At 63.0% G+C, this 12,603-nt stretch carries 14 protein-coding genes and 2 pseudogenes; 9 read left to right on the top strand and 7 right to left on the bottom strand.

The features are described 5' to 3' along the window. Together YU9_RS48555 and YU9_RS0137150 are read left to right on the top strand one after the other, a co-directional pair. Window positions 1-142 (top strand): annotated as a pseudogene (locus tag YU9_RS48555) (IS110 family transposase); the annotation flags it as partial. Window positions 143-650: 508 nt separating this feature from the next. Beyond that, window positions 651-2,516 carry a nucleotide pyrophosphatase/phosphodiesterase family protein gene (locus YU9_RS0137150; RefSeq protein WP_027577252.1) on the top strand — a complete coding sequence of 622 codons (1,866 nt, stop codon included), beginning with the start codon at window positions 651-653 and terminating at the stop codon, window positions 2,514-2,516. A 40-nt stretch (window positions 2,517-2,556) separates the two neighbouring features. Here the strand turns inward: YU9_RS0137150 and YU9_RS0137145 are convergent, their stop codons facing one another. Continuing rightward, complete coding sequence (locus YU9_RS0137145; protein ID WP_027577251.1) at window positions 2,557-3,129, bottom strand: hypothetical protein; 573 nt, start codon at window positions 3,127-3,129, stop codon at window positions 2,557-2,559. 382 nt (window positions 3,130-3,511) lie between these two features. Here YU9_RS0137145 and YU9_RS0137140 point away from each other — a divergent pair, with 382 nt between their 5' ends. Continuing rightward, window positions 3,512-4,171, top strand: a complete 660-nt coding sequence (locus YU9_RS0137140) for a peroxiredoxin (protein ID WP_027577250.1) — start codon at window positions 3,512-3,514, stop codon at window positions 4,169-4,171. A 116-nt stretch (window positions 4,172-4,287) separates the two neighbouring features. Here YU9_RS0137140 and YU9_RS0137135 read toward each other — a convergent pair whose 3' ends face one another. Then, window positions 4,288-6,018 carry a methyl-accepting chemotaxis protein gene (locus YU9_RS0137135; protein ID WP_027577249.1) on the bottom strand — a complete coding sequence of 577 codons (1,731 nt, stop codon included), beginning with the start codon at window positions 6,016-6,018 and terminating at the stop codon, window positions 4,288-4,290. Window positions 6,019-6,160: 142 nt separating this feature from the next. Here YU9_RS0137135 and YU9_RS50955 point away from each other — a divergent pair. Next, window positions 6,161-6,344, top strand: a pseudogene (locus tag YU9_RS50955) (FAD-binding domain-containing protein); the annotation flags it as partial. A 66-nt stretch (window positions 6,345-6,410) separates the two neighbouring features. Continuing rightward, window positions 6,411-6,704: a hypothetical protein gene (locus YU9_RS0137130; protein WP_027577248.1), complete on the top strand. Its 294-nt coding sequence runs from the start codon at window positions 6,411-6,413 to the stop codon at window positions 6,702-6,704. Window positions 6,705-6,762: 58 nt separating this feature from the next. Here the strand turns inward: YU9_RS0137130 and YU9_RS0137125 are convergent, their stop codons facing one another. The 3 genes from YU9_RS0137125 to YU9_RS0137115 form a co-directional block, all read right to left on the bottom strand. Then, window positions 6,763-7,509 (bottom strand): hypothetical protein, encoded by a 747-nt coding sequence (locus YU9_RS0137125; protein ID WP_027577247.1) that lies wholly within the window; start codon window positions 7,507-7,509, stop codon window positions 6,763-6,765. 92 nt (window positions 7,510-7,601) lie between these two features. Then, window positions 7,602-8,474 carry a DMT family transporter gene (locus tag YU9_RS0137120; RefSeq protein ID WP_027577246.1) on the bottom strand — a complete coding sequence of 291 codons (873 nt, stop codon included), beginning with the start codon at window positions 8,472-8,474 and terminating at the stop codon, window positions 7,602-7,604. Between the two features lie 97 nt (window positions 8,475-8,571). Continuing rightward, a complete protein-coding gene (locus YU9_RS0137115; RefSeq protein WP_027577245.1) occupies window positions 8,572-9,018 on the bottom strand; it encodes a hypothetical protein in 447 nt (148 codons plus the stop codon). Between the two features lie 297 nt (window positions 9,019-9,315). Between YU9_RS0137115 and YU9_RS0137110 the strand changes: the two genes are divergently transcribed. Further along, on the top strand, window positions 9,316-9,579 hold the full coding sequence (locus YU9_RS0137110) for a hypothetical protein (RefSeq protein ID WP_027577244.1): 264 nt from the start codon (window positions 9,316-9,318) through the stop codon (window positions 9,577-9,579). 29 nt (window positions 9,580-9,608) lie between these two features. On the opposite strand, the gene YU9_RS0137105 is transcribed toward YU9_RS0137110, so the two are convergent. Both YU9_RS0137105 and YU9_RS50545 read right to left on the bottom strand, forming a co-directional pair. Further along, a complete protein-coding gene (locus tag YU9_RS0137105; protein ID WP_027577243.1) occupies window positions 9,609-10,064 on the bottom strand; it encodes a host attachment protein in 456 nt (151 codons plus the stop codon). Window positions 10,065-10,104: 40 nt separating this feature from the next. Beyond that, window positions 10,105-10,191, bottom strand: a complete 87-nt coding sequence (locus tag YU9_RS50545; protein WP_245266703.1) for a hypothetical protein — start codon at window positions 10,189-10,191, stop codon at window positions 10,105-10,107. Between the two features lie 473 nt (window positions 10,192-10,664). Here YU9_RS50545 and YU9_RS0137095 point away from each other — a divergent pair, with 473 nt between their 5' ends. The 3 genes from YU9_RS0137095 to YU9_RS0137085 all read left to right on the top strand — a co-directional run. Further along, a complete protein-coding gene (locus YU9_RS0137095) occupies window positions 10,665-10,949 on the top strand; it encodes a hypothetical protein (RefSeq protein WP_027577242.1) in 285 nt (94 codons plus the stop codon). A gap of 365 nt (window positions 10,950-11,314) precedes the next feature. Continuing rightward, the gene (locus YU9_RS0137090) at window positions 11,315-12,280 is read left to right on the top strand and encodes an AraC family transcriptional regulator (RefSeq protein WP_027577241.1); all 966 of its coding nucleotides are present in this window, start codon (window positions 11,315-11,317) and stop codon (window positions 12,278-12,280) included. A gap of 145 nt (window positions 12,281-12,425) precedes the next feature. After that, the coding region (locus YU9_RS0137085) for a helix-turn-helix domain-containing protein (RefSeq protein ID WP_027577240.1) at window positions 12,426-12,603 on the top strand (178 nt) is incomplete at its 3' end.

Below are 12,603 nucleotides of genomic sequence, written 5' to 3'. Positions count from 1 at the left end.
GGCCTTCTATGAACGCCTGATTGCGAAGGGCAAGCCGCCAAAGGTCGCGATCGTCGCCTGCATGCGTAAGCTGATCATCATCCTCAACACCATGATCGCTCGCGGCGAGACCTGGGATCCGAAAAGATACAGGATGACCTGACGAGCGCGCTCGGACCTCGGCCGAGCGCATGCCAAGCCCAAAGACCGGCGTGCAGACGGGGTCAAGGCCGTCAGCCGCCGAAGGCGGGGGTGCGCCAGCACCAGCCTTGAGCCCGTCTGATCGCCGGTCTACTCCGACCCCAGTTGCTCTTTCAGTCGAGGGCGAGGCGACGAAGCAAAGCTCGGGCGAGATGCGCCGCGAGGATGATGAGCCATGCTTTTCGTTGAACGAAGGTCTCGTGCCCCGGACGCAGCGCAGCGCCTCTTCGGCGATGCGCTGCAGAGCCGGGGCCCATGCATCAACACGTTGCGCGGCCTGCTGGGTCCCGGCTCTGCGCCGCAACGCTTGCGCGCTGCCTCGCGTCCGGGACACGAGAGTGGATCGCCTCCTCCCCCAGCCCTCTTGCATCGACAACGGAGGCTTGTAACAAGACTGTCATACAGCAAAACTAAACGATTGCCGGGGCCGCGGTCGGCGGCCATGCCGCCTCACCGCCCAGGAGACTTCCATGCGCCGTTCACTGCTGTTGCTGTCCGCCGGGCTGACAGTGCTGTCCACCGGACTTATCAACGAACTTGCCTCCGCCCAGAACAATACCCCCCGCAATTTGATCCTGTTCATTCCGGACGGTCTGCGCGCGCTGAAGGTCTCGCCGGAGACGGCCCCCGCGATGGCCGAGGTCCGCGACAAGGGCGTGAACTTTAAGAACCCGCACTCGCTCTTCCCGACCTTCACGATGGCCAATGGATCGGCGATGTCGACCGGCCACTATCTCGGCGACACCGGCGTGTTCTCCAACACGATCTGGACCGGCTACACCTCAGCGCCCGCCGGCGACACCGTGGTCCCCTTCATCGAGAACGACGCCGTGCTCGGCGACATCGACGAGCACTTCAAGGGCAAATATCTCAACGAAGAGACCATTCTGAAGATGGCCCGCGACAAGGGCCTCAGCACTGCGGCGATCGGCAAGGTCGGCCCGACCTACCAGTTCGACCACACCGACAAGCTCGAGAAGGCCGGCCAGCACTCGATCGTGTTCGACGATTCCACCGGCGGCAAGAACGGCGTGGCGCTGTCGGACGAGGTGAAAGACGCCTTGACCAAGGCAGGCCTGCCCCTCGCCACGCCGCCACGCGGCGACAATTCCAAGGCGGGCGATGCCAAGACGCCGGGCACCACGGTCGCCAACGTCGCGCAGCAGGCCTATTTCGCCGACGTCGCCACCAAGGTGGTGCTGCCGATGTTCAAGGCGCGCAACAAGCCCTTCGTGCTGGTGTTCTGGTCGCGCGACCCTGACGGCAGCCAGCACAACACAGGCGACAGCCTCAACCAGATCAAGCCCGGCATCAACGGCCCGACCTCGATGGCCGGGATCAAGAACGCCGATACCAACCTCGCCCAGCTCCGCAAGGCGCTCGACGAGCTCGGGCTCGCCTCCTCCACCAACATCATCGTCTCCGCAGACCACGGCTTCTCGACCATCTCCAAGGAGAGCAAGACCAGCCCCTCGGCCAAGGTCAGCTATGACGACACGCCCAAGGACTTCCTGCCGATGGGGTTCCTGGCGCTCGATCTCGCGAAAGCGCTCGACCTGCCGCTGTTCGACCCCAACGACAAGAACGCGAAGATCGAGGGCAACAAGCATCCCAAGGCAGGAAACGGCGTGCTCGGCAAGGATCCGGAGAAGCCCGATCTCGTCGTCGCCACCAACGGCGGCTCCGACCTGATCTATCTGCCGAACAAGGATAAGAAGCTGGCGGCCAAGACCATCAAGGCGCTGCTCGAGCAGGATTACGTCTCCGGCCTGTTCGTCGAGGATTCGCTCGGCCGCTTCCCCGGGACGCTTCCGCTCTCGAGCATCAACCTGCGCGGCAAGTCGGCGACGCCGACGCCGTCGATCGTCGTCAACTTCCGCTCCTATGCCAGCGATTGCGGCGAAGCGCCGACCAACTGCTCGGTGCAGGTCGCCGACACCGTGCTGCGCCAGGGCCAGGGCATGCATGGCAGCTTCAGCCGCGGCGACACCATGAACTTCATGGCCGCGATCGGGCCGGACTTCAAAGCCGGCTATGTCGACGAAATTCCGGTCAGCAATGCCGATGTCGGCATGACGGCCGCCCAGCTGATGGGCCTGCGCGCGTCGCAGAAAGGAGAGCTGGTCGGCCGCGTGATGTCGGAGGCTATGCCGAACGGCACGGTGCCGAAGGCCTATGTCGGCACGCTGAAGTCCAAGCCCGCCGAGGGCGGCCTGATGACCGTGCTGAACTTCCAGCGCGTCGGCAGCCAGCGCTATTTCGATGCCGCCGGTTTTCCGGGGCGCACGTTGGGGCTTGAGGTTGACGCCGGCAGACAAAAAACGGCGGGGAAATAACCCCGCCGTTGTGGCCCGTCCTCGCCAGGAGGCGAACAAGTTACATGCCGATGTCGAACACGTTCGGCAATTGGCCAGCCAGAGGCAGCGCGGTGGTGCCGAGGAAGGTCGCCACCATCGCCATCAGGCGACGGTTGTTCTGGCGCTTGCCGCGCATCTGGCCGGCGATCCACTCCAGCATCTCGCTATTGACCTTGGAGGCATAGGACGGCGCCCAGCTCTCGATCTCGGTATCGGCCGAAAGCGCGACGCTGCGCGGCGGCACCTTCAGGCCCGAGGCGCTGGCGGCATAATGGGCAACGGCCTTGGCGAGCAGGTCGTCGAACCGGCCACCGTCAGTACGTTCGGTCGCGGCCTCGTTGATCTCGAACAGAACTTCGGCCTCGGTGCGGCTGACCGGCTGGTCGTTGACGGCGGTGGCGGTCAGGATCCGCATGCACCAGGCGGTGTCATCGGCATCCAGCGAACGGGAGAAATGCACCCTTCCCTTGGTCGTGGGGCCTTCGCCCGTGATCACGCCGTCGCGCACAATGCTCAGCGCATGGGCCGCGGTATCGCGGCAGGACGGTTCGAGGGACGACGACTCGGTAGGCTTAGGCGCGGCGGCAGACATAGTTCACTTCCAGACTTCTTCTGATCGGCTAGCATTTTCATGCCGGCGCAAAGGGGTGGTTAATGATTCGATACGGGGATCGCGACTTTTCTAGATGGTTGCCAATTGGTCGCTGTCAGGACCAATTTGGTTCTAGGACGCGCCGGGCGGGCGTGATGGAAGTCATAAAAGGCTTTATCGGGGCAATCGCGACCGTGTGACCCCGGGTGGAGATGTTTCGTCGCAGGCGCTGCTGTAACAGAAAGGTGCTAGGAAATCGGCTCTTCAAAGAAAGAATTCACATTTTACTTGAGCCGGTTCACTTGGCGTCTCCGACCTCCTATACTGTCGGCGTCGGTAAAAGATGAATTCTAAAGTAAATTCAATGAGATGAGGTAGAACCATGACACTTCCGATCGGCGCCACCGCACCCGACTTCGAAGCCGAGACCACCGAAGGGAAGATCAAGTTCCACGACTGGATCGGCAACAGCTGGGCCCTCTTGTTCTCGCACCCGAAGGACTTCACGCCGGTTTGCACGACCGAACTCGGCGCTCTAGCCAAGTTGAAGCCGGAGTTCGACAAACGCGGGGTCAAGCTGATGGGCCTCTCGGTCGATCCGGTCGACCGCCACTCGAAGTGGTCGGAGGACATCAAGGAGACGCAAGGCGCGGCTCCGAACTACCCGATGATCGGCGACACCGATTACAACGTCTCGAAGCTCTACGAGATGCTGCCCGCGTCGACCTCGGGCGATCCCCTCACCCGCACGCCGGCCGACAATCAGACCGTCCGCAACGTCTTCATCATCGGCCCGGACAAGAAGATCAAGCTTGTGCTGGTCTACCCGATGACCACGGGGCGGAACTTCCAGGAGATCCTGCGCGTCATCGACTCGCTCCAGCTTACCGCCAAGCATCGCGTGGCGACGCCGGCCGACTGGTCGCAGGGCGAGGACGTCATCATCGCGGGCTCGGTCTCCAACGACGAGGCCAAGACCATCTACCCGCAGGGCTGGAAGGAGCCGAAGCCCTACATCCGGATCGTGCCGCAGCCCAAATAACTCACTGTCATCCCGGGATGGTCCGAAGGACCAGACCCGGGATCTCGAGATTCTCTGGTGCGCAATTGCGCACCAGGGTTCGGTCCTGCGGACAGCCCCGGAACGACTGCGTTGAATTACGCCGCGTGCACGCGGTCGAGGAAACTCTCGACCTCGGCCTTCAAATGCAGGCTCTCGCCCGACAGCGCCTGGGCGGAATCAAACATCCGGCTCGACGTCTCGCCGGTCTCGCTGGCGCCCTTGGCGGCGTGGCGAACATTGACCGCAACATCGGCCGTGCCTGATACCGCCGCGCGAACGCTGGCCACGATGTTGTGCGTCGCACTTTTCTGCTGCTCGACCGCAGCCGAGATCGAGCCCGCGATACCGCTGATGCGCTCGATGGTCTGGCTGATCGCCTTGATGGCGGCGACCGATTCCTCGGTCGCGAGCTGCATGCTCTCGATCTGGTTCGAGATCTCGTCGGTCGCTTTCGCAGTCTGGCCGGCGAGTGTCTTGACCTCCTGAGCCACCACCGCGAAGCCGCGCCCGGCATCGCCCGCGCGCGCGGCCTCGATGGTGGCATTCAGTGCCAGGAGATTGGTCTGCTCGGCGATCGAGGTGATCAGCTTGACGACGTCGCCGATACGCGCGCCGGCTTCCGAGAGCTGCGCGATGCGCTGGTCGGTCGCCTCGGCCTGCCGCACCGCCTCGGCGGAGATCTCGTTCGATTCCTGCACCCGGCGGGTGATCTCGGAGATCGATTGCGACAGCTCGTCGGAGACCGACGCAGCTGAACGCACGTGCTCGGAGGCGCTTTCGGAAGCTCCCGCCGACTGCGCCGACAGATCGGCGGTGGAGCGCGCAGCGTCGGTGAGTTGTCGCGCGGCACGCTCGAACTCGCCCGACGACGCCAGCACCTTGTCGAGAATGCCGCCGACGCTGCCGCGGAACTCCTCGACGAAGCTGCGCAGCTCCGCCTTGCGCTGCTCGGCCGCGGCAGTCGTCGCCGCCGCCTGCTCACTGCGCAGGCGCGCCCGCTCCTGCGAATTGCTCCTGAACACCGCGACCGTGCGGGCGATCTCGCCGATCTCGTCGGCGCGGTCCTCACACTCGATCGCGACGTCGCTCTGGCCGTTGGCAAGCGCCGTGAGCGAGCGCGTAACCGAGGTGAGCGGCCGGGTAACGCGACGGACGACCAGCAGGGTCAGGACGAGGACCAGAAGCGCTGCGAGCCCGGCGGCGGCGCCCATGCTCTCCATCGCCTGCGACAGCATGCTCTCGAACTGGGCCATCGGGATGCCGACATAGAGAATGCCGGCGACCTTGCCGGTCGCGTCCAGAACCGGGAAATAGGCGGTCATGAACGTCTTGCCGAACAGCGTCGCCGGCCCCTTATAGGCCTCGCCGCGGCGCAGCGGGGCCTGCCCCGGATGATCGGCGGCAAGCTGGGTGCCGACGGCGCGGTCGCCGTTTTCCTTCTTCACGTTGGTCGAGCGTCGCACGAATTGCCCGCTCGCCGCGTCGAACACGAACAGCGTCGCATTGCCGCCGACATAGGACACCGCACGATCGACGATGGCGTGATCCTTGAGGTCGGGCATCTTGGGAATCTCGGCGCGTACCACCGCGCCATCCCGCATCGTGATCTTGGCCTCAGGAGCGGTCTCCGCGAAGGCCAGCGCCAGCGTGCGCAGATTGACCTCGATGTCGCGGAGCGCGCGATCGTTGAAGGCTGACGTCAGCGACCAATAGCCGGCGCCGACCACCAGCGCCGTGTTCATGGCGATCAGCAACACAGCGCACAGGACCGCCTTGGTGCCGAGCTTGAACTGCGGCAGGAACTTCGCCGTTAGAAGGCTGGACATGAATGAAATGACCCCCGTAATTCCTGCATACTCGTGCAATTGGCTTACGGCCCCATTAACGACCGTTCGCACCGCCGCACGCGGCATGCTTTCCAATTGGTAAACGAGGCCTCCCTGCCCTCGCCAAGCGCACCACCGTGGGCGCTGGGTGCCGGAGCTGAAGGACGCGCCGGCCAAGCTGATCCACCGGCCCAGGAAGGCAACGCCGGTCGAGCCTTGCCAGTGCGGGCCTCAGGATCGGCAAGACCTATCCGTAGCCGATCGTCAATCATGCCAGGGGACGCGAGCGCGCGCTCGCCGCCCACGCAAAGATCCGCACAGGTTGAGCGCTGCTTTGACACAATTTCGAAACCCGCTATCGTCATCGCTCCATACAAACCGTGGGGGACGATATGGACGACGACAAGCCGATCACCGAACAGGCGATGGAGACGATGACCACCGCCGTGGAAGCAACCAAGGACGCCGCAGTCACCGCCGTCAAGCAGGTGAAGAAAGCCGCCAAGAAGGTTGCGAAGAAAATAGCGCCGAAGAAGGCTGCCAAGAAGAAAGCCAAGAAGGCTGCGAAGAAGGCGACGAAGAAAGCCGCAAAGAAATCGTCTAAGAAAGCCGCGAAGAAGTCGGCGAAGAAGGCCGCCAAGAAAGCCACGAAGTCGAAGAAGAAGGCCAAAAAGGCCAAGCGCTGATCGCAACGGTCAGAGACGTCTCCGGGTGCGGCGCGCCCGGAGACGTCTCCGGCGACACCTACCCTCGCCGTTTGGCTGCGCGCCGGCCCGGATGATGCTTGCCCTTGGGGTCGCGGAATTCACTGCGATGGCCGCGCCGGTCCTCGGCATTGAAGCGCTTCCGCTTTTCCGGTGAGCCGAACTGCTTGATCACCCGTTTGCCGTTGACCTTCTTGATCACGTAACCGCCCTCGGTCATCGTGAAAGGCGCCTTCAGCGACCCCATGTGATCGAACTTGGTGCCGCGGGGATGTTCGAACGGCTCGAACCAGGACGGATAGACGAAGTTCGACATCGGAAAACCATTGACGAGGAACGACTCCTCCTCCACGGCGTCGCAAACCTCGTAGGCATATTGGGTGTGCCGGGTCTTTTCCGCCCACAGATTGGCCATGGGGTCGAGCACCATCTCGAACAGCTCGTGCGATGCGGCGAGGCTGACCGGCTCGTCCTCGCCGAGCGTCTTCAGGAATATCTTCGAGATCGGCTGTCCCTGATGCGTCAGCTCGTGCCGCCCGAGGAAGTTCTCGTGGGTGGCGTCGTCGAAATAGACCAGCTGCCAGTCCGTCGGCTTCGGCTTGCGGGTGACGTCGAGATCGACGGGGTAGCCCCAGACGGGGAGGAAATGCTCGTCGTAGCATTTCTGGAGCGCGGCCGTGAGCCGTCCCATCATTCGGTCGCTCATCATCTCCTCTGCATAGTTGATGCAGGCAATCCGAACCGGCTTCATCGACCTGCCGAGCAGCGCACGCCGTTCTTTCTTCATGGACATCACCGTGCTGAAAAGGAAATGGGTTGAATGCCCCACCCTAGCACGAAATGGTCAACACACGTCAGGGCTGTGCGCGCTGGAAGCCGCTATGAGCGCCGATTGACCACAAAGACCGCTGCGGCGCAGAGCGCCATGCCGGCAATGGCAATTGCGTCCAGCTTTTCGCCGAACAGCAGGTAGGCCATCAGGGCCGTCACCGCCGGCACCAGGTAGAACAGGCTCGCGACCGAGGTTGCCGCGGCGTGGCGGATCAGCCAGTACAACAGCCCGATCGATCCGATCGAGAGCGCCACGGCGAGCCAGGCGAGCGCGAGCACGAATTCCCGCGTCCAGTGCACCACGCGGTCTTCGAACAGGAAGGCCCCGATCGCGAAGAAGATGGTGACGGATACGTATTGCACGAGATTGCCGGCGCGCCAGTCGATGTGATTGCAGTAGCGGCGCTGGTAGAGCGTGCCGAGCGTGATGCTGATCAGCGAGACCACCGAGGCCAGCCAGCCGAGTCCGGCCTCGCCGGTCATCGGGCGGTTGTGCAGGATCAGCACGACTCCGCCGAGGCCGAGGACGAGGCCGGCCCATTGCACCGGCGTCACCTTCTCGCCGAGCCAGCGATTGGCAATGGTCGAGGTCAGGATCGGCTGCAGGCCTGGAATCAGCGCGGAAAGGCCGGCCGGAATCGAATGCGCGATCGCAATCGCGGTGCCGCCGAGATAGAAGCCGTGGACGAGGATGCCGGCGACCGCGCTGTGTGCAATGTCGGCGCGATCAGGCCATTTCGGCCGCGCGATGCCTGCGATGATCGCCATCAGGCCGACCACGATCGCCATGCGGATGGCGAGATAGGTCAAGGGATCGGCGTTGTTGACGACGTATTTGGTGCCGATGAAGCCGGTGCTCCAGAGCAGCACGAACAGGATCGGCGCGGCGCGGGCGGTCAGGGTTTCTTGATTATGGTTCATTGCCGCCCTCATTGCCCCACCGGAGGCCATGCGGCAATGCGAATTTCGTCCGGACGATGCTGCGCTGCGACGAACGACAGCGGTCTAACTCAGCCGCTCACCATTCTTCCGGACAGGGGTCGACGATCTTCCAGAGCTCGACCCCGTTCTTGATCTTCTTCATGTCGGTCGTAAGCCCGCCATTGCGGCGAATCCAGTCCTTCACCTTGTCGGGGTAGTAGGACATGAGATCGGAGGTGCCTTCAGCGCTGGTGACCTTGATACCGAAGGTGAAGGCCTTGTCGTAATAGGCCTGATGGAAGCCGAGGCTGGCGCGCGGCGTCACGCAGATCTTGTTCATCGGCACGATGCCGAGCACGAGCGTGCAGGCCGAATTGCAGATACCGTCGATGATGACGCGCTCGCCCTTCTCGCGCACGCGCTTGTACTTGGCCTTGTACTCCTCGACATAGCCGCCATGGTCACGGGTGATGTGCAGCTCGGCGCGCGCCGGCGCGGCGATGACGGCGGAGAGCAACAGCAGGCTCAGAAGCGTGATGCGCATGGCAAGGTGACGGCGATGGCCTTCAGGAACGGACCGACCTCGAAGGACCCTCAAATGATCCCTGGGGCCGGCGACAGGATCTTAACCGAATACTCTATGGTCATACTTGTGTGGGGAATTCGTTAAGCATCCCGAAAAGGCCAAAAATGGGCAGCTTTCGACCGCATGTCCGGCAATTCGGTCACACCTATCCGGAAATCTGCGGGATTGGCTATGATTTCGGGCTTCTGGAGCGATGCCTGACCACTCGAAATTGCTATAAATGACCGACCTATTCGAGGATTCCGGAGAATCGAGATGAGCAAGTTGACGCTTGTAGCCGCGGTTGCGGCCCTGACGGCTGCGGTCCTGGTCCCTGGCCTCGCGGAGGCGCGCGGACATCACCGGTACCACCGCTCCTACGCCAACCCGCTGCCCTACCCGATCAGTTATCTGCACAATTACGGACCCGGCATCACCCCCGGCACCTTCGCCTATTACGACGGTCCGTCGACCAACCACTGTTACCGCAGCGCGGCCGCCTATATCGGCCAGGACGGCCGGCGGCACCCCTGCTACTGAGGCGCCACGCGTCCCTCCCGCGGGCGTCCCTATTTCGCGGCGCCCGACAGCAGCAATTGCTTCTCGATCTCGTAGACCGGCAGCTTGACGAGGTCCTTGCCGACCTCGCCCTGAAGCGCCTTGCGCACCACGTCCGAATAGTCGGCGCGGATCATGCCGAGCGCGCGCGGTGAGGCGACCATGGTCAGGGCCTTGGTCTCGCCGGAGCTGACGGCAGCATCGAGCCGGCCGGCCAATTCCCGCAAGAAGGCGCGCTCGGCCTCGTCGTGCCAATCGGTCTGCTCGACCGAGCTGCGCGACCCGCCGGTCGCCGGATGCAATCGGCATGGGGCATCGCTGCCTTGCACGGCGGTCGAGGGGTTGGGCTGCTCATGCACTTCTACGGTGTGGAGATTCGGAAACATCTCGTCGCCGAGGTTCTCCAGAATGAGCGCCTTGCGCCCGTCGCATACGACCAGCCAGTCACCCTTTCTGATCTTGTCCATCATAGTTTCTCCTTGACGCTTGCAGACGCGGCATCCGGCATCAGAGCTGTTCTTCGAATTCCTCGAAGGACTTGCCGAACTGCGTCACCGCCTCTTCCAGATAGTCGGCGAGCATCGACGTGCCGATCAGGTAGGAAGCAGTGCGCTGGGTTGTGCGCCTGCGCGGCCTGAGCGCGCAGTTCGCGCCAATCGGAGAGATCGCCGTCGCCGCGGCCGTAGCTCATGTCGTCGTCGCCGAAGTCCAGGACGACACCACCCCCCGCCGCTTCGCTGTCAGGCCGGCGCGATTTCGAGATGACGAAGAAGACCTTCTCCGGCGAGATCGACAGATTTGGAATGACTCGCATCCAGATCACCTTACCCGGCAGCAGTCACCACGCCGCTGCCATGTCGGCAACACTGAGCCAAGGCAAACTTGCGAATTGCGCAAGATCAAGGTCCAAGGCACGGCACCGCCCTGCACCCTAAGCCGGCTGGCAGGCTGGGATCAGGGCCGGCCAGCTCGCCGAAGGTTTGTTCATCAGTATTACATTTCGGTTCCGCCACAATTTGAGCAGAACAACTTCGATATTCTGCATCGCGCAAGCGGAGGAAGACATCATGAATTTCAAGACTGGCCTCGTCGCCGCGTCCCTGTTCGGAGCCCTCGCGGCATCGCCGGCGGCATCCGCCATGCCCATCGCGCCCGCACCTGCGACACCGCAGGTCTCCGGCATCGAGCAGGTCCGCATGGTCTGCAACGCCTGGGGACGGTGCTGGTGGCGCCCGAACTACTATGGGTATTATGGGTACGGGCCGCGGCCATATTACGGCCCGCGGTTTTACGGGCCGCCGCGCTATTACGGTCCGCGCTATTATGGTGATTACGGCTATCGCCGCTGGTGACGTTTGAAGGGGCCCTCTGGGCCCCTTCGCTTTTGCGAGATCACGTCTTGCGCGGCCGCCACTGGAGCCCGTCAGATCTGATCTAGATCAAAGATGAAATCAGCCGATACCGTCATTCTAAAGCGAAGCGGCGGAGCTTTACGTCCTTCTGTCCCGCCTGCATGCGGACAGTCTTTCATTGATCTCACCTCCGGCGAACCGATGAGTCGAGAACGTTGACGGTGACATTGATCCGGCGGACTTCATGACATGGTGCCCGCAATACTACGGCCCGGAATTCGGTTTACTGAAACGAGATGTTTCGCCATTGATGGCGATGCATCGACGTTCATTTGATTGTCTCTTTTCGGCGGCCGGCCAGAACCATGTTGTTCGACAACCTTGCTCCATCCTCCGCACTTCAACTGATCGGCTTTTCCGACGTCGATGCGTTTCGGCCGGTCGAGACGATGGAGGATGCGAGGAGCATTCCGCTCGACATCCCGAACTTCGCGGCGGCCCGCGCCGTCGTCTCCTTGCCGGCGTGCCGCATCATCGTGATGAGATCGTTCGCGCGCATCCTCGACACCGCCTATCGGATGCCGGGCGGGATGGTGATCCTGTCGATGACCGACGATGTTCAGGCCAATTTCAAGGGAGTTGATCTCGACGCCCGCTTCTTCGTTGCGCTCCGCGGCAACGATGAGTGCCATTTCGTCGAGCCGCGGACCAATCATCATGCGATGATCATCTTCTCCCCCGGGCTGAGAGACCGGGGCTGGTTCGACCACGCCGACCATTTGCAGGCCCTTGTCGCGAACCGGCCCGCCCTGCTCCACACGCGGCAACTCCTGCTCGACATCTTGCGCACCGCATCAGTGCAGCCGCGCCTGTTCGAAACCACCGAAGTTGTAGCGCATCTCCAGGAAGGCCTGCTGCTCGCGCTCGACGATCTATTTCGGATCGATTCGAGGTCGAATCGGAGCACCTCGGTCCAGAGCGAGCGCGCGATCAAGCTCGTGCAAGGCATCGACGATTACGTCGCGGCCTATCCGACTGCTCCGATTTATACGGCCGATCTCGCCCGCGAGTTTGACGTCTCGATCCGGACTCTCGGCGGCGCCGTCAGCAAGGTGCGTGGCATGAGCCTGCACCAGTACATTCGCCTGAAGAGGCTGTGGGCGACCCGCGCCCGCCTCCTCAAGGGCGGCGGCGTCACCGTTGCCAGCTGCGCACGCGCCCAGGGCTTCCACCATCTCGGTGAATTTGCCGCAGCCTACCGCGCGACCTTCCACGAGGCGCCGTCCGACACGTTGGCACGCGGCCGGCAAAGCGGTGTCCGGGCAGGCTGATTGACACCGCAGGCCTCGCGACACTGCCCGACGCCGGCGCCCTTTCGGAACATATCTGGAACAACTGAGCGACCCGAGACATAGGTGACACTTCGTACCGGACACATGGGTTACACTTTCCGCTTTTGTTCTGCGGGAGGTGTGGATGCCGTGGAGAGCGAGTTCGGTGATGGAAGAGCGCCTGCGTTTTGTCGCCCGGCTTCTGGATGGGGAAGCCATGACAGAGGTCTGCCGGGAGTTCGGCATATCCCGCAAGACCGGTTACAAGATTTTCGCTCGCTACAAGGCACACGGGCTTGAGGCGCTGAGCGACCGCTCCAGAC

This window comes from Bradyrhizobium sp. WSM1743 (assembly GCF_000473065.1).
Classification (GTDB): Bacteria; Pseudomonadota; Alphaproteobacteria; order Rhizobiales; family Xanthobacteraceae; genus Bradyrhizobium.
Note: the sequence above shows the minus strand (reverse complement) of the source record. Positions and strands in the feature narration are given on the sequence as shown.